Source organism: Plantactinospora sp. BC1, assembly GCF_003030345.1.
Taxonomy (GTDB): Bacteria; Actinomycetota; Actinomycetes; order Mycobacteriales; family Micromonosporaceae; genus Plantactinospora.
In genome coordinates this window covers 3323738-3350340 of the sequence record NZ_CP028158.1, presented here as the reverse complement: position 1 = coordinate 3350340, position 26603 = coordinate 3323738, and the positions used below count along the sequence as shown (strand labels likewise).

The window sequence follows — 26603 nt, the reverse complement described above, 5'->3', positions numbered from 1 at the left end:
GCCGAAACGGATATGGCAGCATGGCGGGTATGACCGCCGCCGTGCGCCGCTTCGCGAGGCCGGGATTCACCTCCCGCCGCCACGTGGACTACGGCCGCGTTCGCAGCGCGATCTGTCCGGCCCACTGACGCCGCCCGGACCTGTTCCGTCCCGGGCGTGCAGTGCGCCGGCTCTCCGACTCCGTCGTTTCTGACACCGGTCGTCTCCGGCCCGCTCCGGGCCGAGGCCGTCGCTCTGCGCGTCCACCGAGTCACACCGAACAACGGAGGACGCCGCGATGGCGGTCAGCGACACCCCGGCTCGGCCCGACGCCACCAGCGCACCGGCGGGCAGCAGCGCACGTGCGGCCCGACCGGCCCGCCGTCCGCGAGGCGAGGGGCAGTGGGCGCTCGGGCACCGTGAGCCGCTCAACCCCAACGAGCGGACCAAGAAGGACGACAACCCGCTGAACGTACGAGCCCGGATCGAGAACATCTACGCGCGCGGGGGCTTCGCCTCGATCGACCCACAGGACCTGCGCGGGCGGTTCCGCTGGTGGGGGCTCTACACCCAGCGCAAGGCAGGCATCGACGGCGGGCGGACGGCCGTGCTGGAGCCGCACGAGCTCGAAGACGAGTACTTCATGCTCCGGGTCCGGATCGACGGCGGCCAGCTCAACCTGGAGCAGCTCCGGACGATCGCCGACGTCTCCCAGACGTACGCCCGGGACACCGCCGACATCACCGACCGGCAGAACATCCAGCTGCACTGGGTCCGGATCGAGGACATGCCGGAGATCTGGCGCCGGCTGGAGGCGGTCGGGTTGCAGACCACCGAGGCGTGCGGCGACTGCCCCCGGGTGGTGCTCGGCAGCCCGGTCGCCGGGATCGCCGAGGCCGAGGTGCTCGACCCGACCCCGGCGCTGGACGAGATCGTCCGCCGCTACGTCGGCGACCCGGCGTACTCCAACCTGCCGCGCAAGTTCAAGACGTCGATCTCCTGGCTGGCCGACACCCCGTACGAGGTCAACGACGTCGCCTTCCTCGGCGTCGAGCACCCCGAGCACGGCCCCGGCTTCGACCTCTGGGTCGGCGGCGGCCTGAGCACCAACCCGATGCTGGCGCAGCGGCTCGGCGTCTGGGTGCCGCTCGACGAGGTGCCGGAGGTCTGGGCCGGGGTGGTCGGGATCTTCCGCGACTACGGCTACCGCCGGCTGCGGCACCGGGCCCGGCTCAAGTTCCTGGTCGCCGACTGGGGCGTGGCCAAGTTCCGTGAGGTGCTGGAGAAGGAATACCTGGGCCGCAGCATGCTCGACGGGCCGGCACCGGAGCTGCCGGAGAAGCCGATCGACCACATCGGAGTGCACCGGCAGCGGGACGGGCGCTACTACGTCGGCGCCGCCCCGGTGGTCGGGCGCACCTCCGGCACCCAGCTCGCCGAGCTGGCCGACGTCGCCGCCGAGCACGGCAGCGGCCGGGTCAGCCTCACCCCGTACCAGAAACTGCTGGTCCTCGACGTGCCGGCCGAGCGGACCGACTCGCTGGTCGCGGCACTGCGCCGGATCGGCCTGGAGGCGTTCCCGTCGGTCTGGCGGCGCGACACGATGGCCTGCACCGGCCTCGAATACTGCAAGCTCGCCATCGTCGAGACCAAGGCCCGAGGCCAGGAACTGGTGGCCCGGCTGGAGGAGCGGCTCGCCGGGGCCGACCTCGGCGAGGGGCTGAGCATCCACCTCAACGGCTGCCCGAACGCCTGCGCCCGGACCCAGACCGCCGACATCGGCCTCAAGGGCCAGCTCGTGGTCGGTCCGGACGGGCGCCAGGTCGAGGGCTTCCAGGTGCACCTCGGCGGCGCCCTCGGGATGGCACAGGGCCAGTCCGCCGGCTTCGGCCGCAAGCTGCGCGGCCTCAAGACCACTGCGGCGGAGCTTCCCGAGTACGTCGAGCGGCTCACCCGCCGCTACCTGGACGGCCGTACCGAGGGCGAGAGCTTCGCGAACTGGGTCGTGCGAGTCGACGAGGAGGAACTGCGATGAGTGGGGAGACCCGAGCCGCACCTCTGTACTGCCCGTACTGCGGCGAGGAGGACCTGCGGCCCAACGAGGCGTCGCACGGTGCCTGGGAGTGCCGGGCCTGCGCCCGGGTTTTCACCGTGAGGTTCACCGGCCTGCTGGCCACCTCGGTCGCGAACGAAGGAGAGCCCTCATGAGCCCGGTTGTCGCGGCCAACCTCGGGTTGGTCAGGCTCGGTCCGCAGGTGCCGGCCAGCCCGTCCCGGCGGGATCCGGCGCAGTTGCGGGCGCTGGCCGAGGAGGCGAACCGCGAGCTGGACGGGGCACCGGCCCAGGAGATCGTCCGCTGGGCGGCCGGCGAGTTCGGGGACCGGTTCTGCGTCACCAGCTCGATGGCCGACGCCGTACTCGCGCACGTGGTCTCCCGGGTGGTGCCCGGGGTGGACGTGGTCTTCCTGGACACCGGCCTGCACTTCCCGGAGACGCTGCGGGTACGCGACACCGTGGCCCGCACCATGCCGGTCAACGTACGCTCCATCCGGCCCCGGCAGACGGTCGGCCAGCAGGACGGCGAGTACGGTCCCCGGCTCTTCTCCCGGGCGCCCGACGAGTGCTGCGCGCTGCGCAAGGTGGAGCCGCTGGAGCGGGCCCTGGCCGACTACGACGCCTGGGCCGCCGGGCTGCGCCGGGACGAGTCGCCGACCCGGGCCAACACCCCGGTGGTCGGCTTCGACCCGCGGCGCGGCAAGGTCAAGGTGAACCCGATCGCCGCCTGGTCGCAGGCTGACGTCGACGCCTACATCTCCCGGTGGAACGTGCCGGTGAACGAGCTGTTCCGGCAGGGCTACACCTCGATCGGCTGCTGGCCCTGCACCCGGCGCACCAAGGCCGGTGAGGACCCCCGGGCCGGCCGCTGGGCCATGTTCGAGAAGACCGAGTGCGGCCTGCACGTGTGACCGTCGCCGGAGCCGCCGGAGCCGCCGGTGCTGCCGGTGCTGCCGGAGCCGGCGGAGCCGCCGGAGCGGCGGTGGCCGGCCCGGAGCCGGCCCCGGTCGTGCTGGTGGCGCACGGCAGTGGTGATCCCCGGGCGGCCCGGGTGACCGAGGCGCTGGCCCGGGCGGTGGCGGCGGCCCGGCCCGGGCTGTCGGTCCGGGCCAGCTATCTCGACCACGGCCCGCCCCGGCCCGGTGCGGTACTCGCCGATTTGGAGGCGGCCGGTCACCGGCGGGCCGTACTCGTGCCGCTGCTGCTCACGGCTGCGTACCACGGGCGGGTCGACATTCCCCGTACCGTCGAGGCGGCCCGGGAGGCGGGGCTGCGGATTCCGGTACGTACCACCGAGGTGCTCGGCCCGACGGCGCAGGGGGTCGACCCACGGCTCCTGTCCGGGCTGCTGCGCCGGCTGACCGAGGCGCTCGACCCGGTGCCCGAGGATGGCGCCGCTGGCGCGGCCGGTCGCCAACCCGGTGGAGGCGATGCCCTGCCGGGCCGGTCCGGCGACCTCGACGACCCGCTCGCGCGCCGGCTCGGCGGTGTCGACGGCGTGGTGTTGGCCGCCGCCGGTACCCGGGACGCCGCCGCCCGGGAGACCGTCGAGCAGGTGGCCGAGGCGCTCGGCCTCGAAACGAGCCTGCCGACCCGGGTCGGATACGCCTCGGCGGCCCCGCCGACGGCCGGTACGGCGGTCAGCGCGCTGCGGGAGGCGGGTGCCCGGCGGGTGGCGGTGGCGACGTACTTCCTGGCTCCGGGGCGGCTCTGCGACACGGCCCTGGAGTCGGCCCGGGAGGCCGGCGCGGTGGCCCTCTCCGCCCCGCTGGGCGACGCTCCGGAGCTGGTCCAGCTCGTGCTCGGACGGGTGGACGCGGCGCCGACCGGTGACGGACGGTAGGCATTCCGGTGCGCGGCGGGGAACGCGTGGGATGGTGACACACCGTAGAACGGTGACTCAGCGTGGTCGGCGGTCGCTACATACCGTAGTGCCGGGTCGCCGCGACCTCCGATGCTCGTGTCGGAGGGTTCGGCGGTGTCGCGGCCGGCGCTCCCCGGCCCGGCTAATCGCGGTCGGAATCCTCGGCCGGCGGGTGGAATCTTCTTCGGGTTCGGCGTCGGCGAATTGATCAGCGGAATGTCGTCGATCCACTATCCATCGTCACGACAACAGCAGAACGCGTTCTCGAAACAACGGAACGTGTTAGCCGGGAACAGCAGAACGCCCCGGGGAACGAGCCCCAGGGCGTCCGGTGCGTTGTGCGGTCGGTCAGGCGGAGTGAGCGCGCAGGACCCGAAGGCCGCCACGGCGCTTGACGGCGCGCCGTTCTTCCTCGCTCATTCCGCCCCAGACTCCGGCGTCCTGACCGGATTCGAGCGCCCACTTCAGGCACTCGTCGGTCACGGAGCAACGCCGGCAGACGGCCTTGGCCTGCTCGACCTGCAGGACGGCCGGGCCGGACGTTCCGATCGGAAAGAACAGCTCCGGGTCTTCGTCGCGGCAGGCAGCATGGTGGCGCCAGTCCATGGCGGCAACACTCCTCAATCTGGGTGGGCGGCAGTGCTTCGTGGATCTTTTCTATATGCGTCCGCAATGCCGATCACGACGTTGTGGAGCCCGTCGGTTCGGCAGCGCGAGAGCAGGCTTTGTGTTGCGGGACGTGCGGGGCGGCGGCCGTCGGGTCGAACGCGCCCGCGCAATGTCCCGGTAACTCAAGTTCGCTTGTGAATACTTTCACGAACGCTCGCGATGTCAAGGGTAGCGCCCGGAAAAACTCTAGGCAGGTGAGACAGGTCACGGCCCATTTGTCCGGATTCCCACCCTCGTCGGCACCCGGTGCGCCACAGCCGAGAATCAATATAGTACAGTCCGCCCGACATTGCTGGCATTTCCGGCACCGCCCTCGTTGCAGGCTTCAGAGGTTCGCTACCGGTCGCTGTACCCCAGGGTCAGCAGATTACTCGCAGTGCGGCCGGGACGGACGTGAATCGGACTTTGTTTCGCTCGCCGAGGTAGTCGCCGTCCAGTTGGAACGCCTGGGACTGCTCCGCGACCAGGGTGAACTCCTCCAGGTCGTGCAGCCGCAGAATCTGCCGGCCACGCGGATCCGGCCGTCGTGACAGGCTCTGCGTCACCATCCGTGTGGTGCTCGGTACCCGCAGTCGACGCAGCGCCAGGATGTCCAGGCCCAGGTCGAACGAGGCGTCCGGGTTCGGATTGACCTCGCGGTCCCCGATGTACGTCCACGGAGCGGTGTTCTGGATGACCACCGTCGCGAGGTCACCCTCGGTGATCTCACCGGGCCGCTCCAGCCGGATCGTCGGGTGCCGCCGCTCCGCACCGACCAGGTACTGGCTGACGATCGAGCGCAGGTACAGGCTCGGGGTGGAGACCCGACCCCGCCGACGGGCCCGCTCCACCCGGTGGATCACCGCCGCGTCCATGCCCAGGCCGGCGCAGAAGGTGAAGTACCGGTCGTCCGCGAGGCCGAGCCCGATGGTGCGGACCCGCCCCACCCGCAGCGCCTCCAGGATCATGCTGGTCGCCTCCGGCCACTCCCGGGGCAGTCCCAGCGCCCGGGCGAAGACGTTGGTCGAACCACCCGGTACGGCCGCGAGCGCGGGCAGTCGCCCGGCCGGTGGCCGGTCGTCGGCGGTACCCGAGGGTCCGGCGGTCATCAGGCCGTTGACCACCTCGTTGACGGTGCCGTCACCGCCGAGCGTCACCACCAGGTCGACACCCTGCCGGGCGGCCTCCCTGGCCAGCGTGACCGCGTGGCCGCGCCGCCTCGTGTACTCGACGGTGAGGTCCACCTCGCTGCGGAGCGCGCGGACGAGAACGTCGCGGCCCCGGCCCGTCGTGGTGGTGGCCTTGGGATTGACCACCAGGATGGCCCGCATGGGCGGCACTGTACCGCGATCGGCCGGGGTATCGTGGCGGCCGTGACGAGCGACCCCGAACCGGTACCCGGCCCGCTGCGCTGGGCGGTGTGGCTGCTGCGCGCCGAGGGGATCGGGCTGGCCCTGCTGACGCTCTTCCTGGTCTACGAGCTGTTCACCGCCACCGCGGCCGACCTGCTCTCCGCACTCCTGGTCACGCTCTTCGCGGCCGGCGGTGCGGTGCTGCTCTGGGTGATCGGCACCGCACTCGACCGGCGTCGGCCGGCCGCCCGGGCTCCGGCGATCGTGTTGCAGCTCATGCTGCTGCCGGTCGGCTACTTCATGATCATGGCCGGGCTGGCCTGGCTGGGTGGGCCGCTGATCGCCCTCGGTCTGCTGGTCGTGGGCCTGCTGATCAGCACCGGCACCAACCGGGCGCTCGGCTTCGACACCGAACGGGCCTGATCAGGACGTCCCGGGGCTCAGACCTCGGCGGCCCGTCGGGTCAGCAGCGTGATGGTGGCCCGGTCACCGGTCGCGGTCGCCGTGGCGGAGGTGGTCAGCGCCGTCAGCACCTTCCAGGCGAACGACGACTCCGCCGGCAGCCGCGCCCCCCGGGCGGTCGGCACCGAGACCTCGACGGTGAGCGCGTCGTCGGTGACCGCGAAGCGGCAGTCCAACTCCGCGTCCCGGGTCGCGACGGCCAGCAGCATGGCGCACGCCTCGTCGACGGCGATGCGCAGGTCCTCGATCTCGTCGAGGGCGAAGTGCAGGCGTGCGGCGAGGCCGGCGGTCGCGGTCCGCAGCACGCCGAGGAAGCCACCGTCGGCGGGCACGGTGAGTAGGACGACGTCGTCGCCGGTCGTCGGCGGTGTGCTCAGCGAAGTCACCAGGCCTGTCCCCCCGTCTCGGACTCTACCGGCCCGTCGCACCGACGTGCCGACCGGATGCACGACCCGGCCGGCACGTCGTCGACGGCGTCCCCGCCGGTCGGTGACCGGCGAGGTGGCGGATTACGCCTGCTTGGTCTCCCAGAAGATCTTCGCGATCTCGTCGATCTTCTGGAGCAGCTCGTCGGCCTTTGACGCGTCGGTCGTGGCCTTGGTGCCCCCGCCGCCACCGGCGAGCTTGGTGGCCTCGTTGAACAGCTGGTGCAGCTGCGGGTACTTCTCGAAGTGCGGGGGCTTGAAGTAGTCGGTCCAGAGCACCCAGAGGTGGTGCTTGACCAGCTCGGAGCGCTGCTCCTTGATGATCAGCGCCCGGGTGCGGAACTCGGGGTCGGTGTTCGCCGCGTACTTCTCGTCGATCGCCTTGATCGACTCGGCCTCGATCCGGGCCTGCGCCGGGTCGTATACGCCGCAGGGCAGGTCGCAGTGGGCGTACGCGACAGTTTGTGGTGTAAGGATGCGTGGAAGTCGCATGGGACCCTCCAAGGCACGTCTGTGATGATCCAGGATGACAGTACTCCTGCGATATGTCCCCGATGGGGCGGAGGTGAAACTGCGTGTCCACGGGCCCCTCCACCGGCCCGTCCGCGGCGGGTGGCCGACCCGGTGCGCGGGTCTTCGCCGTACTCGTGGTCGGGCCGTCGATGGTGCCGACGCTGCGGCACGGCGACGCGCTGCTGGTCCGGCGCGGCGGTCGGGCCGTCCGCGCCGGTGACGTGGTGGTCGGTGTCTTCCGTGCCCGGCCGGACCTGCTGGTGGTCAAGCGCGCGGTACGCCCCTGCTACGACGGCGGCTGGGAGCTGCACGGCGACAACCCGCTGGTGACCGACGACTCCCGGGTCTACGGCGTGGCCGACGTCCTCGGCCGGGTGGTGGCCCGCTACTGGCCCCACCCGAGGTGGTTCCGTTACCGGTCGGTATGACCCTGCGGGGCAACCGCGTCCCCTTACGCCACTATGCTCTGTAGTCCATACCCGGGTGACCCCCGCACCGCTGCCGGTGATCGCCGATCTCGCGTCCAGCCGGCCGCCTCTCGAATGGAATGCATCGTCGCGATCCTTTGGAGTCACCATGTCATCCGCCGCCGTGGACCCGTCCGATCCCGCCTTCGAGCTGCATCGGGGTGGCAAGCTGGCGGTCGCCTCGACCGTGCCGCTGGCCACGCGGGAGGACCTCTCCCTCGCGTACACCCCGGGGGTGGCCCGGGTCTGTGAGGCGATCGCGGCCGATCCGGCCCTCGTCGACGACTACACCTGGGTCTCGCGCACCGTCGCGGTGGTCACCGACGGCTCGGCCGTGCTGGGGCTGGGCAACATCGGCCCGCGCGCGGCGATGCCGGTGATGGAGGGCAAGGCGGTGCTCTTCAAGCAGTTCGGCGGGGTGGACGCCGTGCCGATCTGTCTGGACACCCAGGACGTCGACGAGATCATCTCGGTGGTGACCGCGCTGGCGCCGTCGTTCGGCGGCATCAACCTGGAGGACATCAGCGCGCCCCGCTGCTTCGAGATCGAGCGCCGGCTCGACGAGGCGCTGCCGATCCCGGTCTTCCACGACGACCAGCACGGCACCGCCATCGTGGTGCTCGCCGCGCTGCGCAACGCCGCGACGCTGCTCAACCGCAAGCTCGGCGACCTGCGGGTGGTGGTCAGCGGCGCCGGTGCGGCCGGTGTCGCGGTGACCAAGATGCTGGCGGCCGGCGGGGTGAACCCGGCCGAGGTGGTGGTCTGCGACTCCCGGGGCATCCTGCACGGCGACCGGCCGGACCTGACCGCCTCGAAGACCGAGCTGGCCGAGCTGACCAACGCCGCCGGCCGGGTCGGCGGGATCACCGAGGCGCTGCGCGACGCCGACGTGCTGATCGGGGTCTCGGGTGGACAGATCCCCGAGGAGGCGGTGGCCCGGATGGCGCCCGGCGGCGCGGTCTTCGCCCTGGCCAACCCGACGCCCGAGGTGCATCCCGAGGTGGCCGCCCGGTACGCCGCCGTGGTGGCGACCGGCCGCAGCGACTACCCCAACCAGATCAACAACGTGCTCGCCTTCCCGGGCATCTTCCGGGGCGCGCTGGCGGCCCGGGCCACCCGGATCACCGAGAGCATGAAGGTGGCGGCGGCGGACGCGATCGCGGCGGTGGCGGTCGAGGCGGCCTGGTCGGACGGCGCGCAGCAGAGCGGTACCGAGGCCGGGCAGCTCCGGGTCGACGCCATCATGCCGTCGCCGCTCGACCCCCGGGTCGCCCCGGCGGTGGCCGACGCGGTGGCCGAGGCGGCCCGCCGCGACGGCGTGGCCCGCGCCTGACGGTCCGATCCGCGAGCCGCCGTTCGCGGCACGGGTCCGACAGCCGCCTGCCGTCGTGACCGGCGGCCGGGCCGGCCTGGGCGGTTGGCGGAGGGCCGGTGGTCAGGCGCGGTGTGACCGGCGGCCGGGGCGATTGGCGGTGGGCTGGCGGCCGGGCGGTGGCCGGCGGTCGGCGGAGGGCGGGCGTTTCCGGGCGGGTGTAACGTGTCGATCATGCGTGCCGCCTACGCCTCGAAGTTCGACGCCGACGATCCGCTCGCCGCGTTGGTCATCGGGGATCGGCCGGAGCCGGCCCATCCGGAGCCGGACTGGGTGACGGTGCAGGTCCGGGCCAGCTCGCTGAACCATCACGACATCTGGTCGCTGCGCGGGGTCGGACTGGCCGGCGACCGGCTGCCGATGATCCTCGGCTGTGACGCCTCGGGTGTCGACCCGGACGGCAACGAGGTCGTGCTGTATCCGGTGATCCCCGATCCGGGCGATCCCCGTGGACTCTCGCTGCTCTCCGAGCGGCATCCCGGCACGCTCGCCGACCGGGTCGCGGTGCCCCGCGCCAACCTGGTACCCAAGCCGTCCGGGCTCTCCTTCGCCGAGGCGGCCTGCCTGCCGACGGCCTGGCTGACCGCGTACCGGATGCTCACCACCCGGGGCCGGGTGGACGCCGGGGAGTCGGTGCTGGTGCAGGGGGCCGGCGGCGGCGTCGCGACCGCCGCCGTGATGCTCGCGGTGGCGCTCGGCAAGCGGGTGTACGCGACCAGCCGCGACCCGGGCAAGCGGGAGCGGATCGCCGCGCTGGGCGCGACGGCGGTGGAGCCCGGGGCCCGGTTGCCGGAGCGGGTCGACGTGGTGATCGAGACGGTCGGCGCCGCCACCTTCGACCACTCGCTGAAGTCGGCCGCCCCGGGCGCCCGGATCGTCGTCTCCGGTGCCACCGCCGGCCACGAGCCGCCGGTGAACCTTCGCCGGGTCTTCGCGATGCAGTTGGAGATCCTCGGCTCGACCATGGGTACCCCGGCCGAGATGGCCGAACTGCTCGGCCTGCTGGTGCAGCGGGGGATCCGGCCGGTGGTCGACGGGACGTACCCGTTCTCGGAGGTGCGTACGGCCTTCGCCCGGCTGCTCTCCGGGGACGCCTTCGGCAAGGTGGTAGTGGAGCACGGCGGGTAGCCGGAGCTGTTCTCCGGGCCGGTCAGGACCGGGTGCAGGGGCGCTCACGCCCCGAACACGCGCGGTGCCAGCATTTGAAAATCCGGACGTTTTGCCTGGCACCAAAACGGACAGCCGGGCAGGATAAGTCGGTCGCAATGCACCGGAAAGTCGGAGTAAAGGCTGACTTTAGGAAAAATAAAGGTTGGGTTTTCGCCATTTCCTTCGCGTCTCCGTCGGCTTGGGGTCGGCGGGTACAGTCGTCCCGTTCCGCCCCTCTGATCGCGGACGAATCTGTACGGCGAAGGAGTCGGATCTTGATGAGTTTCTCTGTGGCGGGTCAGCATAATCGGCAACGACCCCCATCTCGTCGTGCCCTGGGGCGCGGCTGGCGTACGCCCCGATCCCTGGTGGTGGGTTCGGCGACGCTCGGGATCATTCTCGCCGGGATCGGCGTGGCCGTCGCCAGCAGTGGCGACGGTTCGATGACCATTACCCGGAACGGGACGGTGCTCGACGGCCGCAAGATCGATGGGTACGTGCACATCAAGGCGGACGACGTCACGATCAGGAACAGCACGATCAAGTACGGCGGAGCGCACGCCGTACGGATTTTCGAAGGCTTCTCCGGAGCGCTGATCGAGAACACCAGGATCCAGTGCACCGACCCCGACACGAATGGTCTCGTCTTCGGCAACTACACGGCCCGCAAGGTGCGCGTCTCCGGATGCAGGAACGGTTTCATGCACTCGCCGGAGGCCCCCGCGACGATCATCATGTCGACCTGGAACGGCAAGCCGGTGGCCGCCGGTGACCTCCCCTCCCCCGCCACGCCGGAGCCGACCGCCGAGCCCGGCACGCCGGCTCCCGAGGACTCTCCGGACGGGTCGGACGGAGCTGCCTCGGCGACCGTGACCAGGGCGCCGGCCAGCCGGGCACCCTCCTCCTTCCCCGGCCCCGACAACACCGGCGTGCCGGCCGGTACGACGCTGCGGGCCTCCGGATCGATCAAGGTGACTCAGGACGGCCAGGTGCTCAGCGGGCTGAACATCACCGGCTGCGTCACCGTCACCGCCAAGAACGTCGTGATCCGCAAGTCCCGGATCACCTGCGACGGCATCTATTCGATTCGTACCATCGACGCCGTGAACCTGCTGGTGGAGGATGTCGAGATCAACGGGAAGGGAAAGAACTCGGCGGCGGTCTGCTGCGGCGAATACACGCTGCGCCGGGTCGACATCAGCAACGTCATCGACGGGCCCCGACTCGGCAGTGACGTGGTGGTCGAGGATTCCTGGATCCACCATCTGACCCGGGGGCCGGGCTCGCACAACGACACGCTACAGACCACCGGCGCCTCGAATATCGTGGTCCGGGGCAACACGCTGGATGCGTACAACCCGGTGACCAGAGATCCGTTCAACGCCTGTCTCATGATCGGATCGACCACCGGGCCGATCGTCTCGAATCTGGTCTTCGAGGGCAATTACTGCAACGGCGGCAACTATTCAATCGGGGTGCGCACCGATCTGAATGCGGCCAACATCCGGCTCACCGGCAATGTCTTCGGGCGAAACCACAGATATGGCGTGATAGCCCGACCTGACCAGCGCGGCATCAGTTGGGACCGGGCGACCAACCTCTACGCGGACAACCGGAAGCCGGTGGTGGGTTAGTCCACCCCTCGCGGGCGCGGCCGGTCGGGCCAGGACCGGCCGCGCCCGGCCGTCTCCGCCCGACCGCCCGGGGCATGCCGGGGGAGCGGCCTCAGAGCCGGTTGTCGAGGGTGGCCAGCCCGCCCCGGGTCGCCTCGGCCGGCAGCCGGCGCAGCGCCCGGGCGTCGCCGTAGAGGGTCCAGCGGAGGAACTCCACGGTCGTGCCGGCGACCACGTCGAGGGCCGGCTCGTCGCTGCCGAGCAGCGCGCCGACGTGGTCGCCGTCCGGCAGCGTCAGCATCGCCCTGGGCCAGGGGACCCGGTCGTACGCCGCCCGGCCGGCCCGGTACGACACCACGTCGTCGCGCTCGCCGTGCACGAAGAGCTGCGGTGCGGCCGCCCCGCTGAACGCGGTGCCGACCCCGAGGGCGGTACCGGCGAGCACGATGCCGGCGTCGAGCCGATCGTCCCGTCCGGCCGTGAAGAGCCCGATCGTGGTGACCCCGCCCGCCGAGTGCCCGGCCGCCGCCACCCGGTCGACGGCGAGATGGCCGCGCAGCGGGTCGCCGGTCTCGCCGTCCAGCGCCAGCACCCGGGTCAGCACGTACGACGCGTCGGCCGGCTGGTTGACCACGTCGAGCACCTGGAGTTCGGTGGCACCCCGGCTCGTGTACGGGTAGGTCGGCGCCACCACCACGAAGCCCGCCGCCGCCCAGCGCACCAGCAGCGTCCGGTAGTCCGACGGCCGACCGGTCAGGCCGTGGCTGAACAGCACCACCGGAAAGCGTCCGTCGGCGACCCGGGCGTTCCGGTCCGGAGAGCCGCCCGACGCCCCCTCGGCCGGATACCAGACGGTGACCGGCAGCCGGCGGTCGGCGCCCCGCCGATAGCCCAACTCCCGGACGCCGACCGCGAACCGGCGGCTCGGTGCCACCCCGGCCGGGGGCGGACCGGCGGACGCGGTGACGCCCGGAGTCGGGGAGGCCGCCGGGGCGGACGGCTCGGCGACCGGCCGGCCGGACCGGGAGCAACCGGTCAGGGTCACCGCCAGCGCCGTGGTGACGGTCGCGACGACGGCGAGCGTGGCACGCAGGGGATGTCGGGGCATGACATCGATTCTGCCCCGCTCACCGGGCGACCGGCCCGGCCTCGGCCGACGCCGGCACGGGCCGTCGACCACCGGGTGCCGTCGACCACCGGTGCCGTCGATCAGCGGGTCGGGAAACCCTCAGTCGAGGCCGTCGGCGAAGACGGTGCTGCCGGGATCGGCGGCACCGGCCGGAAGGTCGCGCCGGGCCCGGGCGTCGCCGTAGAGCGTCCAGCGCAGGAACTCGGTCGTCGCGGCCAGGACCTGGGCGAAGCCGCGCCGGCCCGGGATGAGGTACTCGCCGTGCCCCTGGCCGCGTACCGTCAGGAAAGCCTTCGGCCAGGGCACCCGGCGGAAGGCGTCCCGAGCACGGGCCAGCGGTACGACCCGGTCCGCGTCACCGTGCACGAAGAGCAGCGGCGCCGGCGGCCCGCCGAAGGTCGCTCCGGGCATTCCGGCGCCACCGATCACGATCCCGCCGCGCAGCCACGCCGAATGCCCCGGCGCGAAGAGCCCGGCGGTGGTGTAGCCACCGGCGGAGTGCCCCACCGCGCCGATCCGGGTCACCGCCAGATGCCCGGCGAAGCTGTCGTCGGAGCCCTGGTCCAGCCGGCTCAGGTGCTGGATCACCCGCCAGGCGTCACCGGGCTGGCGGCGGATGTCGCCACGGTCGAAGCGCCGCGCCGCCCGCTTCGTGTGCGGATAGGCCGGCGCGGCGACCACGAAACCGGCCGAGGCCCACCGGGTGGTCAGCGGGGCGTGCAGCTCCGGCAGGCTGTGCAGGCCGTGGCTGAAGAGCACGATCGGGAACCGGCCGGCCGCGACCGGGGCGTCCCGGCGGGGCGTGCCCGGCCCGGCGGCGGGGCGCTGCGGCCGGTCGTCCCGGGCCGGATACCAGATGGTGACCCGGAGCGGGCGGGCGGTGCCGCGACCGAGATCGAGCGTACGCACGCCGACCGCGTACGTCCGATCCGGGGCTGAACCGGGCGAGGCCGCGGGAGCCGGAGCGGCGACCACCCACCCGCTGGCGGTGAGCGCGATGGGCAGTAACAGGACGAAGAGCCCCGAGACCCTGGGGTTCACGCGCACAGCATCGACGCTAGACGGCGGAACGCCGTACGAGGCCAGCTTTCCGGTCCTCGTACGGCGGCCACCCGGACGGTTTGTCCCGCCGTCCGCCCCCGATCCGCCGTTGCCCGGCAACCGTCCCCCGGCCCGGTCGGCTCAGCGCACCGACGCCCCGGCCCCGGTGGGCACGCCCTGCGGCAGCCCGCCCGACGGCACCTCGTCGGGCGCGAGCCGGGGCAGCCAGCCCAGCCACCGGGGCAGATACCAGTTCCGCTCCCCGAGCAGCACCATCACCGAGGGCAGCAGTACCGCCCGGACGATGGTCGCGTCGATCAGCACCGCGATCGCCAGCCCGAAGCCGAGTTCCTTCATCGACACCACCGTGCCGGTGGTGAAGAGGGCGAAGACCGCGACCATCACCACGGCGGCGCTGGTGATCACCCCGGCGGTACCCCGGATGCCCCGGGAGATCGCCAGCTTGTTCGGCCAGCCCCGGTCGTGCCCCTCGCGGATCCGGCTGAGTACGAAGACGTGGTAGTCCATCGACAACCCGAACAGGATCACGAAGAGGAACAGCGGTACCCAGTTGGTGATCGAGCCGACCGACTCGAAGCCGAGCAGCGCCTCGCCCCAGCCGTGCTGGAAGACCACCACCAGCAGCCCGTACGCGGCGGCCACCGAGAGCAGGTTGAGCACGATCGCGGTCACCGCCACCACCAGCGACCGGAACGACACCAGCATCAGCAGGAACGCCAGCCCCAGCACGAAACCGAAGACCAGCGGCACGCTGCGGCCCAGCGCCGCGTTGAAGTCGACCGAGTCGGCGGCCAGCCCGGTCACGAGTACCTCGGCACCGTCCACCCCTTGCACGGTGCGTGGGACGACCTGTTCGCGCAGGGTGCGTACCGCCTGCTCGGAGGCGGCGTCGACGCCGGAGCCGGAGAGTCCCACCTTGACCACCGCGACGGTCCGGTCCGGGTTGACCTCGACGGTGACCGGCTCGTGCAGTTGGCCGGTGGCCAGCGCCCGGCTCTTCAGGTCGTCGATCGCGGCGGTCAGGGCCGGCGTGGTCACGTCGTCCGCCCGGATCGCCACGACCGCCGGCTCGGCCCCGCCGGGGAAGGCGGCCTTGACCCGCAGGAAGGCGCTCAGCGCCGGGGCCGGGTTCTTCAGCGCGGTGACGTCCTCCTCGGCGGTCCGCATCCCGAGCAGCGGCACGGCCAGGGTCAGCAGGGCGACGGCGGCCAGCGCGGCGGAGATGCCGGGCCGGCGCAGCACCAGGTTCATCGTGGTGCGCCAGAACCGGCCGCTCGACCGGCGGCGGTAGAGCCCCGGCACCCGGCCCAGGTCGATCCGGTCGCCGAGCTTGCTCAGCACCGCCGGCAACACGGTGAGCGCCCCGACGGCGGCGGTGGCGACCACCAGGATCGTGCCGGTGGCCAGGCTGATGAAGGTGGTGTCCTGGGTCAGGAACATCCCGGACATCGCGATGATCACGGTCAGCGCCGAGATCAGCACCGACCGGCCGGAGGTGGCGGCGGCGATCTCCAGCGCCCGTTCGGCAGTGGCGCCCCGGGCCCGCTCCTCCCGCTCCCGGCGCAGGTAGAACAGGCAGTAGTCCACCCCGACCGCGAGCCCCATCAGCAGCATCAGGTGCATGGTGGTGTCGACCGCCGGAGCGAGCCGGCTGGCCGCGGCGAGCAGCCCGAGCGAGCCCAGGAACGCGGTCAGGGCCAGCCCCATCGGCAGTACGGCGGCGAGCAGTGCCCCGAACGCCACGATCAGGATGCCCAGCGTCACCGGGATGGAGAGCATCGACAGCCGGTGCATGTCCGCGTCCAGGGTCCTGCCGATCGCCTCGCCGATGCTGGCTCCGCCGGTCTGCGCCACGTACAGCTCGGGATGGTCGCGTTGCACGGCGGCGACCGCGTCGCGTACCGGTCCGACCCGGTCGGCGGCGCCCTCGGCCGGCCCGGTCAGGGCGAAGGTGACGAGTACGGCGTGCCGGTCGCCGGAAACCGCGTCGGACCGGACGTCCAGCACCTGGCCGGTACGCTCGACGGCCGCCACCGTGTCGGTGACGGCCGCCCGGAAGGCGGGATCCTCCGCGACCAGGTCGTCGCTCTCGACCAGTACCATCTCGGCGGCCCGGTCGGGGAAGCCGGCGGCGGCGATGATCTCGTCCGCCCGGCGGGAGTCGCCGTGCCCGGACTCGCTGTTCCTGGCCTCGACCGTGCCGACGACGGCGCTGAGCGCGGTCGCCGCGACGACGAAGAGTAGCCAACCGAGGACGGCGATGCCCCGGTGCCGGGCGCTCCAGCCGGCGATTCTCGCGGCCAGGTTGCGGTTGCGGGAGGCCGCGGGGCCGGCGTCGGAGCCGGTGTCCGGCGGCGGCAGAAGCGTCGACGTGGTCATGACCCGACGCTATGAGCCGGAACGGTCAGGCTCGATCCGGCGAGCACCCTGGTCCGGGGTAGGGGCGGCCGGGCGGCGAGGGTAGGGCAAGCCCGACCGTGCCCCGGTTCGCTATCGTGCTCGGCATGGCTGATCAGCACCCCGACCCCAGCGGCAACACCGAGGCGTTCCGGGCCTTCGTGCACTCTCCCGAATCGGCGACCGCCGAACCGCCGTCCAGGCTGCCGTTGATCGCCGGGATCGCGGTCGCGGTCGTAGTGGTGGCCGCGCTGGTCGGCTGGCTCGCGCTCGGCTGAGCCGCCCGCTGCCGAGCTGCCCGCTGGGGCTGCCACCGCCCGGTGGGAGCATCGTAGGGGCCGTCAGAGGTCGTCTTCGTCGTCGAGTCGGGCCAGCCAGGTGGCAAACCGCTCGACCGGCGTCTCGAACTCCGGGTTCAGGTCGACGAAGTCGCGCAGCCGCGCGCCCAGCCACTCCAGGGTGACCGTCTCGGTACCCCGGCGCTCGACGAGCTCCTCGATGCCTCGGTCGGTGAAGTACACGACGTCCTCTCTCGACGGTGCTGGAGGGAGGAGCCCCCTCATATCGCTTTCCGTATGAAGGGGCCCCTCCTCACCTACCTCAGGGGCGGGGCAGTGCCGCCTCGATCAGCGCCGACTGCTCGGCGTCGTGCATCTTCGCCGAGCCGACCGCCGGGGCGGCCGCCGCCGGCCGGGAGATCCGGCGCAGGCGTACCCCCTCCAGGTGCTCCAGCAGGTTGAGCGCGACGAACGACCAGGCGCCCTGGTTGGCCGGCTCCTCCTGGACCCAGGCGAAGTCCTCGGCGTTCGGGTACTGCGCCAGCGCGGCCCGGACCTCCTCGATCGGCAGCGGATAGAGCTGCTCCATCCGGACGATCGCGGTGTCGGTGATGCCCCGGTCGGTACGGGCCTGGAGCAGGTCGTAGTAGACCTTGCCGGAGCAGAGCAGCACCCGCTTGACCGCCTCCGGCGCCACGCCCGAGCTGTCGGTCAGCACCGGCTGGAAGGTGCCGGTGGTGAAGTCCTCGACACTGGAGACGCAGAGCTTGTGCCGGAGCAGGGACTTCGGGGTGAAGACCACCAGCGGCTTGCGCTTCGGCGAGAGCGCCTGCCGGCGAAGCAGGTGGAAGTAGTTCGCCGGGGTGCTCGGGATGGCGATCCGCATGTTGTCCTCGGCGCAGAGCTGGAGGAACCGCTCCGGCCGGCCGGAGGTGTGGTCCGGGCCCTGCCCCTCGTGCCCGTGCGGCAGCAGCAGGGTCACCGCCGACTGCTGGGCCCACTTCACCTCGCCGGACGAGATGAACTCGTCGACCACGGTCTGCGCGCCGTTGGCGAAGTCGCCGAACTGCGCCTCCCAGAGCACCAGCGCCTCGGTGTTCTCCACCGAGTAGCCGTACTCGAAGCCCATCGCCGCGTACTCGCTGAGCAGCGAGTCGTGCACGAAGAACCGGGCCCGGTCGCCGGCCAGGGTGGCCAGCGGGGTGTGCTCGGCCCCGGTCCGGGAGTCGACGATCACGGCGTGCCGCTGCACGAAGGTGCCGCGCCGGGAGTCCTGGCCGGCGAGCCGGACCGTGACGCCGTCCTGGAGCAGCGTGCCGAAGGCGATGATCTCGCCGAGGCCCCAGTCGATGTTGCCGGCCTCGGTCATCTTGGCCCGCCGGTCCAGCAACTGCTGGATCCGCTTGTGCGGGGTGAAGCCGTCGGGCAGCGAGGTGTGCGCCGTGCCGACCGCGCGGAGCGCGGCGACGGTGGTGGCGGTCTCCACCTGCGGCTCGGGCTCCGGCTGCCGGCGCGGCCGGGCGGCCTGCCGGGCCGACGAGGCGGCGTCCCGGGTGGCCTTGAAGACCCGCTCCAACTGGGCCTGGAAGTCGCGCAGCAGTTCCTCCGCGTCCTCCACGGTGATGTCGCCGCGCCCGATCAGCTCCTCGGTGTAGAGCTTCCGGACCGACCGCTTCGAGTCAATGATCTTGTACATCAGCGGGTTGGACATCGCCGGGTCGTCGCCCTCGTTGTGCCCGCGCCGCCGGTAGCAGACCATGTCGATCACGACGTCCTTGTTGAACGCCTGCCGGTATTCGAAGGCCAGCCGGGCCACCCGGACCACGGCCTCCGGGTCGTCGCCGTTCACGTGGAAGATCGGCGCCTGGATCATCCGGGCCACGTCGGTGCTGTAGAGGCTGGAGCGCGAGTATTCCGGGGCGGTGGTGAAGCCGACCTGGTTGTTCACCACCACGTGCACGGTGCCGCCGGTGCGGTAGCCGCGCAGTTGCGACAGGTTGAGCGTCTCGGCCACCACGCCCTGGCCGGCGAAGGCGGCATCGCCGTGCACCGCCACCGGCAGCACGGTGTAGCCCTCCAGCTTGAGGTCGATCCGGTCCTGCTTGGCCCGGACGATCCCCTCCAGCACCGGGTCGACCGCCTCCAGGTGCGACGGGTTGGCGGTCACCGACACCTTGATCGAGTGCTCGCCGTCCGGCGTGGTGAACTTGCCGGCCTGACCCAGGTGGTATTTCACGTCGCCGGAGCCCTGCGTCGAACGCGGGTCGAGGTGCCCCTCGAACTCCGAGAAGATCTTCTCGTACGGCTTGCCGACGATGTTGGCCAGCACGTTCAGCCGGCCCCGGTGGGCCATCCCGATCACGACCTCGTCCAGGTCGTTCTCGGCGGCCGACTCCAGCACCTCGCCGAGCAGCGGGATCAGCGACTCGCCGCCCTCCAGCGAGAAGCGCTTCTGGCCGACGTACTTGGTCTGGAGGAAGGTCTCGAACGCCTCGGCCGCGTTGAGCCGGTTGAGTACGTGCTTCTGCTCGTCCGGCGCCGGCTTGGTGTACTTGCGCTCTATCCGCTCCTGGATCCAGCGCCGCTCCTCCGGGTCCTGGATGTGCATGTACTCCACGCCGACGCGGCGGCAGTACGAGTCCCGGAGCACCCCGAGGACCTCGCGCAGCTTCATCTTCTGCTTGCCGGCGAAGCCGCCGACCGGGAAGGTGCGGTCCAGGTCCCACAGGGTCAGGCCGTGCTGGAGTACGTCGAGGTCCGGGTGCTTACGGATCTTGAACTCCAGCGGATCGGTGTCCGCCATCAGGTGTCCACGGACCCGGTAGGCGTGGATGATCTCGATCACCCGGGCGGTCTTGTCGATCTGCCCCTCGGAGCTGACCGCCACGTCCCGCATCCAGCGCACCGGCTCGTAGGGGATGCGCAGCGAGGTGAAGATCTCGTCGTAGAAGCCGTGCTCGCCGAGGACCAGCTCGTGGATCGTCTTGAGGAACTCGCCGGACTGCGCGCCCTGGATGATCCGGTGGTCGTAGGTGCTGGTCAGCGTGATGATCTTGCTGACCGCCAGCTCGGCGAGGGTCTCCTCGGACATCCCCTGGTACGGCGCCGGGTACTCCATCGCGCCGACCCCGATGATGGTGCCCTGGCCGGCCATCAGCCTCGGCTGGGAGTGCACGGTGCCGATCCCGCCCGGGTTGGTCAGCGAGATCGTCGTACCGCCGTGGTCCTCCATGGTCAGCTCGTTGCGCCGGGCCCGCCGGACGATGTCCTCGTACGCCTGCCAGAACTGCCGGAAGTCCATCTGCTCGCCGGCCTTGATCGACGGCACCACCAGGGTGCGCGAGCCGTCCGGCCTGGCCAGGTCGATCGCGATGCCCAGGTTGACGTGCTCCGGCTTGACCAGCGCCGGCTTGCCGTCGACCTCGGTGAAGGAGTTGTTCATCTCCGGGTGCTCGGCGAGCGCCTTGATCAGCGCCCACCCGATCAGGTGGGTGAAACTGACCTTGCCGCCCCGGCCCCGGGCCAGGTGGTTGTTGATCACGATGCGGTTGTCGACCAGCAGCTTCGCCGGTACCGCGCGGACGCTGGTCGCGGTCGGCACCGACAGCGAGGCGTCCATGTTCTGCACGATCCGGGCGGCCACACCGCGCAGCGGGGTGGTCTGGCTGCCGGTGGGCTTGGTCGCGGCGGCCTTGCCGGCGGTACCCGGTGCGGCGGCCTTGCCGGCGCTGCTCGGTGCGGCGGCCTTCGGCGCGCTCGCGGCCGGCTTCGGCGCGGCGGCGGCCTTGCCGTCCGGTGCCGGGGTGGCGCGCTTGGCCGGCGCCGGGCTGCTGGCCGGGGTGGCCGGCGCGGCCTCGGTCCTGGCGGAGGTGCGTGCGGTCGCGGGAGGCTTCTCGACGGCCGTGCCGGAGCCGCCCTTCCCGCCGCTCACCTTGGCGTCGTCGGTGTCGCCGTCCGCGCCGGACTGCGCGGCGGCGGGTCGGTAGTCGGCGAAGAAGTCGTGCCAGGCTGGATCGACGCTGGCGGGGTCGGCGAGGTAGCGCTGGTACATTTCCTCGACGATCCACTCATTGGGGCCGAACCCCGCCAGTGGATTTTCCTGCGAAGTCTGCTGGGTCGACACGGCCGGTAATCGCCTCTTTCACGCGGGTTGTGTGTCACGCGGTCTCCTGCCCACCGGTCCGGGGGGCTGCGTCGAAAGACGGGTCCAAGGCTACGCCGTGCGGTAACCGACAGCATTGTCGCATCGGGCCCGTGTCGCGTTTCACAGGTTTTGCGAGTTGTCGGCCGTCGGAGTAACGCCGGAGCCCGGCCGGGGCACTGACCCCGACCGGGCTCCGACGACCCGATGACTCCTGTCCCAGGGTCAGGAGACGTCCCGCTTGCGCATGATCAGCGTGCCGATCGTGCCGGTCACCACCGCGTACGCGATCATGACCGCCGCCCCGGCCCACCGTGGCGGGCTGCCCGGCAGGTCGGTGCCGGTCGCCATCAACTGGGAGGCGAGCGACGGGACGATCAACTGAAGGTTGTTGATCCAGTCGCCGAACCGGTCGGCCAGGATCGACAGCACGATGATCGCCCCGATGTAGCCGGCGAGGTAGACCAGCAGCGCCGTGACGGTGGCACCGATCTGGCTGCGGATCAGCACCCCGAACCCGATCCCGAAGACGGCCCAGAGCAGGTACGCCAGCCCGTTCAGGCCGATCGCCTGCCAGATCGCGCCCTTGCCGAGCTGGCTCGACACGTCCAGGCTGTTCAGGATCAGCGGAGTGAAGATCAGGTTGAGCCCGGTGGTGACCACCCAGAAGATCAACCCGAGGATGCCGGCGGCGACCAGCTTCGCCACCACCACGGCGGTACGGTGCGGCGTGGTCAGGAAGGTGGTCGTGGCGGTCTGGTGGAAGAACTCGTTCGTCACCACCATCACGCCGAGCAGCATCACGATCAGCACGCCGAAGAACTGGCCGTTGGTGTAGAGGTTCGCCGCGACGTTGACGTGCTCGCCGGCCGCCTGGAACTGCGCGTTCTGCGCGTCGGCCTCCGGCACCCCGACGCCGGCCGGATCGAGCAGCGCCTGCGACTGGAAGTAGTTGATCATCAAGGTCAGCGCCCAGAGGGGCAGCGTGATGAGCCCGAAGACCCACCAGGTGTTCGTCGTACGGATCTTCAGCAGCTCGGACCGGACCAGGTTCATCGGATCCCCGCCTTTCCGGCCGTCAGCTCCAGGAAGACCCCTTCGAGGTCGGGGCGCTCGGTGGTCAGCTCGTGCAGCTCGACCTTTGCCGCCAGCGCGGCCCGGCCCACCGCCGGAGCGTCCGCCCCCTCGACCAGCAGCGCGCCGTCCTCGCCCCGGGTCACCCGGACACCGTCGGCGGCCAGCGCCGCGGTCAGCTCGTCACCCTGCGGGGTCCGCACCCGGACCCTGCCGGTCTGCGCCATCGAGCCGACCACCTCGTCGACCCGGCCCTGCCGGACCAGCTTGCCGGCCGCGATGATCACCACGTCGTCGGCGAGCAGCTGCATCTCGGAGAGCAGGTGGCTGGAGACCAGCACCGTACGCCCCTCGGCGGCGAGCGCCTTGAGGAAGCCGCGCATCCACCGGATGCCCTCCGGGTCGAGCCCGTTGGCCGGCTCGTCGAGGATCAGCACCCGGGGGTCGCCGAGCATCGCGGCGGCGATGCCGAGCCGCTGCTTCATGCCGAGCGAGTAACCCTTGAACTTCCGCTTGGCCGCCGGGGTGAGCCCCACCAGCGCCAGCGCCTCGTCGGCCCGCTGCTTCGGCAGCCCGGCAGCCGCACAGGTCACCCGCAGGTGGTTGATCCCGGTACGGCCCTTGTGCGCGCTGGACGCCTCCAGCACCGCGCCGACGTGCCGGATCGGCTGCGACAGGTCGGCGTAGCGGGTACCGCCGATCGTCGCGGTGCCCGCCGTCGGCGCGACAAGGTTGAGCAGCATCCGCAGCGTCGTCGTCTTGCCGGCACCGTTCGGCCCCAGGAAGCCGGTCACCCGGCCAGGCTCGACGGTGAACGACAGGTTGTCGACCGCCCGGACATTGCGATAGACCTTCGTAAGACCGGAGACCACTATCTGGCCACCTCCGGCCGTTGGGCTCTGTCGCCCGTCGGACATCTCTCTCCCCTCCGTGAGCGCAGCCGTACCGGCCGCGCCGTCACCCAGCGTCGACATTGTGGGCCGCGCGGTCAATCGGGATGATTGCGTAACCGGTCGTCATACCTGGGCAGGAGCCCGTCCTCCTACAGCACGAGCCGCGCGGCATCTGGGGAGGAGGGGCGAAATTTACCAGCTCGGACGAGCTGCCGGGGGGCGGCGCGCGAGACTGCCCGGGTCATACCACATCCCGTTCACCGGATCGACACACCATCGGCCGTCGGTCGACACGTCCAGGGCAGCCCGGGGGCCTACACAGGAGGCATGGCCGTTCTGCTCACCGCCCCGGCACAGACCGGGACCAGCGGATACACCCTGCTGCTCGCCGAGGGCGCGGCGCAGGTAGCCGCCGCACAGCGCCTGCGGCACGCCGTCTTCGTCGAAGAGTTCGGCGCCACGCTCCACTCACCGGTGGCCGGACTCGACGTCGACGAGTTCGACCCGTACTGCGAGCACCTCGTCGTCCGCGAGGACGAGTCGGGGGCGGTGGTCGGCACCTACCGGATGTTGCCGCCGGACCGCGCCGCCCGGGCCGGCCGACGGTACGCCGAGGGTGAGTTCGATCTCTCCCCGCTCGCGCCGCTCCGCGACGAGGTGGTCGAGATCGGCCGGTCCTGCGTCGACCCGGCGCACCGGAACGGCGCCGTGATCAACCTCATGTGGGCGGGTATCGCCCGCTATCTGCACCTGCGCGGCCTGCGCTGGCTCGCCGGCTGCACCTCGGTCCCGCTGGACGACGCCGGGGCGACAGCCGCCGGGGTCTGGTCGGAGGTGCGGCGCCGGCACCTCTCGCCGCCGCCGATGCGGGTCCGGCCACACCGGCCCTGGCTGGCCGAACCGGCCGGCGCGGCGGCGCTGGCGGCCGGGCAGCCACCGGTGCCGACCGGGGCGCCGGCCGCCGCCGGTGGCCGGGTGGCGATGCCGCCGCTGCTCCGCGGCTACCTGCGGCTTGGCGCCTGGGTCTGCGGAGAACCGGCGTACGACCCGGAGTTCGACGTGGCGGACTTCTACGTCCTGCTCTCGATGGACCGGATGCCCGACCGGTACCGCCGGCACTTCCTCGGCCCGGACCGGTGAAGACCCGGAGCCGCCCGGTCCCGGCCGGTTCGGCGCGACCCGGCGGGTCGCTCTGGCGGCCGCACTCGGACTGCGGGCCGGCCTGCCTGCCCGACCCCGGCCGGACGCCGGGGGTCTCCGCGGCCCGCCAACTGGGTCGACTGGTGGCGCTGGTCGGCGCCCTGCTCTTCGGCGGACTGCTGCTGCCGCTGCTGCCGGTGCTCTCCCGCGCCGGCCGCCAGGTCGCCGGGCGAGCCTGGGCGCGCGGCGTGTTGCGGGCCGCCGGGATCCGGCTCGTCGTGCGGGGTCGACCGCCGCTGCGCCGGGCCCTGCTGGTGGCCAACCACGTCTCCTGGCTGGACGTCGTCACCGTCCTCGCGGTGACCCCGGCCCGGCTGCTGGCCAAGCACGAGGTGCGGAGCTGGCCGCTGATCGGGCCGCTGGCGGCGCTCGGCGGCACCGTCTTCATCGACCGGACCCGGCCGCGCACCCTGCCCGGAACCGTGGCCGAGGTGGCGGAGGTGCTCCGGGCCGGCGGGGTGGTGGCGGTCTTTCCGGAGGGTACGACCTGGTGCGGCCTGCCCCCGGCGGCCGGCGACTGTGGCTGGGCGGTCCGGTTCCGTCCGGCGATGTTCCAGGCCGCCGTCGACGCGGCGGCCCCGGTGGTGCCGGTGCACCTCGGCTACCGCGTCGAGTTCACCGACCCGACGACCGGTGCGGTCCGGGCCGCCGACACCACCGCCGCGGCCTTCCTGGCCGAGGAGAGCCTCTACACCTCGGTACGCCGGGTGCTGGCGCTGCGCGGTCTGGTGGTGACCCTGACCGTGGTCGACCAGCCCGGCCTGGACCGTCCGGCGGACCGTCGCCGGCTCGCCACGGCCGCCGAGGCGGCGGTACGGGCGGCCGGTGCACCCGCCCCGGTGCGGGGTCCGGCCGGCGGGGCGGCGCTGGAGCTGGCTGCCTGACGGCATCGCCGACCGGTCGGAGGGGCGTTCCGGAAACGCGATGTATCGCGTTATCGTGGCAGCACGCCCGCCCGCCGTTCGTGCCGCGCCCGCCGGCCGGACCGGCCCCAGCACCAGGGGAGTCGCCATGCCGAGCTGGACCGTGGACGGGCCGCGCCGGCTGACCCTCACCGAGCCGGTCGACCAGCTCGTCGTCCGGCTCAACTCCGGCCGGGTCAACGTGGTCGGCACCGACGGCCCGGCCCGGATCGAGGTCACCCGGACCGACCGGCGTCCGCTGGTCGTCGAGCACCGCGACGGCCGGTTGACCGTCCGGCACCGGACGTTCGGGAGCTGGACACTGCTGCTGCGCTGGTTCGGGCTGGGCGGCGGACCCGAGATCTCGATCGGGGTACCGGCCCGGGTGCGGGTGGACCTGCGGCTGTACGAGGGCGCGGTGGTCGCGTCCGGACTGGTCGAGGCGACCGAGGTGGAGGTGACCGCCGGCCAGGTGACCCTGATGGGGCTCGCCGGTCGGACCAAGGCGCGGCTGGTCTCCGGGCCGGTGGAGGCGCTCGGCGTCGCCGGTGACCTGACCATGGAGACGGTCTCCGGCGAGCTGATCCTGGCCGACGGGACCGCCGAACGGGTCCGGGCCAGTACGGTCTCCGGGGCGATCACCTGTGACCTCGGCGACCCGGGCGGGAGCGAGATCCAGCTCGGCGCGACCTCGGGCAGCGTGACCGTACGGGTGCCCGAGGAGAGCGACCTCGACGTGCACCTGCACACCACCTCGGGCCAGATCACCACGGACTTCCCGCAGCTCGCGGCGGGCCCCGCGCCGAGCTGGTCGAGCGACCGCCGGGGAACGCTCGGCGCCGGGGGAGGTAGTCTCCGCGCCACCACCATGTCCGGAAGCATCGTGCTGCTGGCCCGGCGGTCGGCGGAGTGAGGACGAGATGACGACGGTGTTCGGCCACGGCCGGCTCCGGCTCTATCTGCTCAAGCTCCTGGACGACGGGCCGAGACACGGCTACGAACTCATCCGGCTGCTGGAGGAGCGCTTCCTCGGCCTGTACGCGCCGAGCGCCGGCACGATCTATCCCCGGCTGGCCCGGCTGGAGGCGGAGGGGCTGGTCACGCACGACGCCGTCGGCGGCCGGAAGGTCTACCGGATCACCGAGGCGGGCCGGGCCGAGCTGCGGCAGCGGGCCGACGAGGTGGCGAGCCTGGAGTCGGAGATCCGCGCCTCCGTCTCCGACCTGGCGAAACTGGCCGGTGAGATCCGTTCTGAGGTACGCGGCTCGGTGCGTGACCTGAAACAGGAGTTGCGAGCCGCGGCCCGGGAGTCCCGCCGGGGCTCCCCGCCCGGCCCGGCGTACCCGGGTGCGGGGTTTTCCGGCCCGGCGGCGGGTTCCGGCTCGGGTGGTCCCGGCTGGTCGGCCGGGCCGCGTGCCGGTGAGCGGGCGGAGCAGGGCTGGTCGGCGGCGCAGGGGGACGACCCGGCCGCCGAGTTCGACCGGCAGCTGCTGCTCTTCGTCACCGAGGTGCGGGCGCTGGCCCGCAGCGGCCGGTTCACCGAGCCCCAGTTGCGTACGGCGGCCCGGCTGCTGCACGGTGCGCTGGACGGCCTGCGCCGGCTGCTCCGCTGACCTCCCGAGGCCGCT

Annotated in this window: 25 protein-coding genes; 14 read left to right on the top strand and 11 right to left on the bottom strand. The window is 72.1% G+C overall.

Annotated features, from left to right (window positions below):
- The first annotated feature begins 277 nt into the window (after positions 1-277).
- From C6361_RS14430 to C6361_RS14420, 4 genes are all read left to right on the top strand, one after another.
- Positions 278-2014 (top strand): nitrite/sulfite reductase, encoded by a 1737-nt coding sequence (locus C6361_RS14430; RefSeq protein ID WP_107257939.1) that lies wholly within the window; start codon positions 278-280, stop codon positions 2012-2014.
- On the top strand, positions 2011-2187 hold the full coding sequence (locus C6361_RS37625; RefSeq protein ID WP_199853351.1) for a hypothetical protein: 177 nt from the start codon (positions 2011-2013) through the stop codon (positions 2185-2187). The genes C6361_RS14430 and C6361_RS37625 overlap by 4 nt, the downstream gene beginning before the upstream one ends.
- Entirely contained in the window at positions 2184-2945 is a 762-nt protein-coding gene (locus C6361_RS14425; protein ID WP_107257940.1) for a phosphoadenylyl-sulfate reductase, read from the top strand. The genes C6361_RS37625 and C6361_RS14425 overlap by 4 nt, the downstream gene beginning before the upstream one ends.
- Before the next feature lie 71 nt (positions 2946-3016).
- Complete coding sequence (locus C6361_RS14420; RefSeq protein WP_234359607.1) at positions 3017-3877, top strand: sirohydrochlorin chelatase; 861 nt, start codon at positions 3017-3019, stop codon at positions 3875-3877.
- A gap of 369 nt (positions 3878-4246) precedes the next feature.
- Here the strand turns inward: C6361_RS14420 and C6361_RS14415 are convergent, their stop codons facing one another.
- The gene (locus C6361_RS14415; protein WP_101371857.1) at positions 4247-4504 is read right to left on the bottom strand and encodes a WhiB family transcriptional regulator; all 258 of its coding nucleotides are present in this window, start codon (positions 4502-4504) and stop codon (positions 4247-4249) included.
- A 422-nt stretch (positions 4505-4926) separates the two neighbouring features.
- Complete coding sequence (locus C6361_RS14410; RefSeq protein WP_107257942.1) at positions 4927-5877, bottom strand: diacylglycerol kinase family protein; 951 nt, start codon at positions 5875-5877, stop codon at positions 4927-4929.
- A gap of 42 nt (positions 5878-5919) precedes the next feature.
- On the opposite strand from C6361_RS14410, the gene C6361_RS14405 reads away from it, so the two are divergent.
- Positions 5920-6321: a hypothetical protein gene (locus tag C6361_RS14405; protein WP_107263837.1), complete on the top strand. Its 402-nt coding sequence runs from the start codon at positions 5920-5922 to the stop codon at positions 6319-6321.
- Between the two features lie 17 nt (positions 6322-6338).
- Here the strand turns inward: C6361_RS14405 and C6361_RS14400 are convergent, their stop codons facing one another.
- Positions 6339-6746, bottom strand: a complete 408-nt coding sequence (locus C6361_RS14400; protein ID WP_107257943.1) for an anti-sigma regulatory factor — start codon at positions 6744-6746, stop codon at positions 6339-6341.
- Between the two features lie 123 nt (positions 6747-6869).
- On the bottom strand, positions 6870-7277 hold the full coding sequence (gene sodN, locus C6361_RS14395; RefSeq protein WP_107268061.1) for a superoxide dismutase, Ni: 408 nt from the start codon (positions 7275-7277) through the stop codon (positions 6870-6872).
- Between the two features lie 83 nt (positions 7278-7360).
- Here sodN and C6361_RS14390 point away from each other — a divergent pair, with 83 nt between their 5' ends.
- The 4 genes from C6361_RS14390 to C6361_RS14375 all read left to right on the top strand — a co-directional run bounded on the left by C6361_RS14390 (position 7361) and on the right by C6361_RS14375 (position 11920).
- Positions 7361-7726 (top strand): S24/S26 family peptidase, encoded by a 366-nt coding sequence (locus C6361_RS14390; protein ID WP_304598538.1) that lies wholly within the window; start codon positions 7361-7363, stop codon positions 7724-7726.
- 148 nt (positions 7727-7874) lie between these two features.
- Positions 7875-9098, top strand: a complete 1224-nt coding sequence (locus C6361_RS14385) for an NADP-dependent malic enzyme (RefSeq protein WP_107268060.1) — start codon at positions 7875-7877, stop codon at positions 9096-9098.
- Between the two features lie 204 nt (positions 9099-9302).
- On the top strand, positions 9303-10265 hold the full coding sequence (locus C6361_RS14380; protein WP_199853350.1) for a zinc-binding dehydrogenase: 963 nt from the start codon (positions 9303-9305) through the stop codon (positions 10263-10265).
- Between the two features lie 299 nt (positions 10266-10564).
- The gene (locus tag C6361_RS14375) at positions 10565-11920 is read left to right on the top strand and encodes a hypothetical protein (RefSeq protein ID WP_159079326.1); all 1356 of its coding nucleotides are present in this window, start codon (positions 10565-10567) and stop codon (positions 11918-11920) included.
- A 91-nt stretch (positions 11921-12011) separates the two neighbouring features.
- Here C6361_RS14375 and C6361_RS14370 read toward each other — a convergent pair whose 3' ends face one another.
- From C6361_RS14370 to C6361_RS14360, 3 genes are all read right to left on the bottom strand, one after another.
- Positions 12012-13007: a chlorophyllase gene (locus C6361_RS14370; protein ID WP_107268058.1), complete on the bottom strand. Its 996-nt coding sequence runs from the start codon at positions 13005-13007 to the stop codon at positions 12012-12014.
- A 120-nt stretch (positions 13008-13127) separates the two neighbouring features.
- Positions 13128-13937 (bottom strand): alpha/beta hydrolase, encoded by an 810-nt coding sequence (locus C6361_RS14365; RefSeq protein WP_234359492.1) that lies wholly within the window; start codon positions 13935-13937, stop codon positions 13128-13130.
- Positions 13938-14210: 273 nt separating this feature from the next.
- The gene (locus tag C6361_RS14360) at positions 14211-16469 is read right to left on the bottom strand and encodes an MMPL family transporter (RefSeq protein WP_107268056.1); all 2259 of its coding nucleotides are present in this window, start codon (positions 16467-16469) and stop codon (positions 14211-14213) included.
- Between the two features lie 125 nt (positions 16470-16594).
- Between C6361_RS14360 and C6361_RS37620 the strand changes: the two genes are divergently transcribed.
- Positions 16595-16765, top strand: coding sequence for a hypothetical protein (locus C6361_RS37620; protein WP_199853349.1), 171 nt, complete (start codon positions 16595-16597; stop codon positions 16763-16765).
- A gap of 63 nt (positions 16766-16828) precedes the next feature.
- On the opposite strand, the gene C6361_RS14350 is transcribed toward C6361_RS37620, so the two are convergent.
- The 4 genes from C6361_RS14350 to C6361_RS14335 all read right to left on the bottom strand — a co-directional run bounded on the left by C6361_RS14350 (position 16829) and on the right by C6361_RS14335 (position 22897).
- The gene (locus C6361_RS14350; RefSeq protein WP_107257951.1) at positions 16829-17008 is read right to left on the bottom strand and encodes a DUF6104 family protein; all 180 of its coding nucleotides are present in this window, start codon (positions 17006-17008) and stop codon (positions 16829-16831) included.
- 79 nt (positions 17009-17087) lie between these two features.
- Positions 17088-20888: a multifunctional oxoglutarate decarboxylase/oxoglutarate dehydrogenase thiamine pyrophosphate-binding subunit/dihydrolipoyllysine-residue succinyltransferase subunit gene (locus C6361_RS14345; protein ID WP_107268054.1), complete on the bottom strand. Its 3801-nt coding sequence runs from the start codon at positions 20886-20888 to the stop codon at positions 17088-17090.
- Positions 20889-21131: 243 nt separating this feature from the next.
- Positions 21132-21962 carry an ABC transporter permease subunit gene (locus C6361_RS14340; protein ID WP_107257953.1) on the bottom strand — a complete coding sequence of 277 codons (831 nt, stop codon included), beginning with the start codon at positions 21960-21962 and terminating at the stop codon, positions 21132-21134.
- A complete protein-coding gene (locus C6361_RS14335; protein WP_107268053.1) occupies positions 21959-22897 on the bottom strand; it encodes an ATP-binding cassette domain-containing protein in 939 nt (312 codons plus the stop codon). The genes C6361_RS14340 and C6361_RS14335 overlap by 4 nt, the downstream gene beginning before the upstream one ends.
- A 303-nt stretch (positions 22898-23200) precedes the next feature.
- Here C6361_RS14335 and C6361_RS14330 point away from each other — a divergent pair, with 303 nt between their 5' ends.
- The 4 genes from C6361_RS14330 (at position 23201) to C6361_RS14315 (ending at position 26588) form a co-directional block, all read left to right on the top strand.
- A complete protein-coding gene (locus tag C6361_RS14330) occupies positions 23201-24013 on the top strand; it encodes a GNAT family N-acetyltransferase (protein ID WP_107268052.1) in 813 nt (270 codons plus the stop codon).
- A complete protein-coding gene (locus C6361_RS14325) occupies positions 24010-24957 on the top strand; it encodes a 1-acyl-sn-glycerol-3-phosphate acyltransferase (protein ID WP_107268051.1) in 948 nt (315 codons plus the stop codon). Before C6361_RS14330 ends, C6361_RS14325 begins: the two co-directional genes overlap by 4 nt.
- Positions 24958-25084: 127 nt before the next feature.
- The gene (locus C6361_RS14320; RefSeq protein ID WP_107268050.1) at positions 25085-25888 is read left to right on the top strand and encodes a DUF4097 family beta strand repeat-containing protein; all 804 of its coding nucleotides are present in this window, start codon (positions 25085-25087) and stop codon (positions 25886-25888) included.
- A gap of 7 nt (positions 25889-25895) precedes the next feature.
- Positions 25896-26588 carry a PadR family transcriptional regulator gene (locus C6361_RS14315; protein ID WP_107268049.1) on the top strand — a complete coding sequence of 231 codons (693 nt, stop codon included), beginning with the start codon at positions 25896-25898 and terminating at the stop codon, positions 26586-26588.
- Positions 26589-26603 lie beyond the last annotated feature (15 nt).

Bases quoted from the DNA above. Each gene is read 5' to 3' on its own strand.
- C6361_RS14320 (WP_107268050.1), top strand. From the start codon at position 25,085: ATGCCGAGCTGGACCGTGGACGGGCCGCGCCGGCTGACCCTCACCGAG.
- C6361_RS14370 (WP_107268058.1), bottom strand. From the start codon at position 13,007: ATGCCCCGACATCCCCTGCGTGCCACGCTCGCCGTCGTCGCGACCGTC.
- C6361_RS14425 (WP_107257940.1), top strand. From the start codon at position 2,184: ATGAGCCCGGTTGTCGCGGCCAACCTCGGGTTGGTCAGGCTCGGTCCG.
- C6361_RS14375 (WP_159079326.1), top strand. From the start codon at position 10,565: ATGAGTTTCTCTGTGGCGGGTCAGCATAATCGGCAACGACCCCCATCT.
- C6361_RS14360 (WP_107268056.1), bottom strand. From the start codon at position 16,469: ATGACCACGTCGACGCTTCTGCCGCCGCCGGACACCGGCTCCGACGCC.
- C6361_RS14315 (WP_107268049.1), top strand. From the start codon at position 25,896: ATGACGACGGTGTTCGGCCACGGCCGGCTCCGGCTCTATCTGCTCAAG.
- C6361_RS14410 (WP_107257942.1), bottom strand. From the start codon at position 5,877: ATGCGGGCCATCCTGGTGGTCAATCCCAAGGCCACCACCACGACGGGC.
- C6361_RS14385 (WP_107268060.1), top strand. From the start codon at position 7,875: ATGTCATCCGCCGCCGTGGACCCGTCCGATCCCGCCTTCGAGCTGCAT.
- C6361_RS14415 (WP_101371857.1), bottom strand. From the start codon at position 4,504: ATGGACTGGCGCCACCATGCTGCCTGCCGCGACGAAGACCCGGAGCTG.
- C6361_RS14335 (WP_107268053.1), bottom strand. From the start codon at position 22,897: ATGTCCGACGGGCGACAGAGCCCAACGGCCGGAGGTGGCCAGATAGTG.
- C6361_RS14430 (WP_107257939.1), top strand. From the start codon at position 278: ATGGCGGTCAGCGACACCCCGGCTCGGCCCGACGCCACCAGCGCACCG.
- C6361_RS37625 (WP_199853351.1), top strand. From the start codon at position 2,011: ATGAGTGGGGAGACCCGAGCCGCACCTCTGTACTGCCCGTACTGCGGC.
- sodN (WP_107268061.1), bottom strand. From the start codon at position 7,277: ATGCGACTTCCACGCATCCTTACACCACAAACTGTCGCGTACGCCCAC.
- C6361_RS14330 (WP_107268052.1), top strand. From the start codon at position 23,201: ATGGCCGTTCTGCTCACCGCCCCGGCACAGACCGGGACCAGCGGATAC.
- C6361_RS37620 (WP_199853349.1), top strand. From the start codon at position 16,595: ATGGCTGATCAGCACCCCGACCCCAGCGGCAACACCGAGGCGTTCCGG.
- C6361_RS14340 (WP_107257953.1), bottom strand. From the start codon at position 21,962: ATGAACCTGGTCCGGTCCGAGCTGCTGAAGATCCGTACGACGAACACC.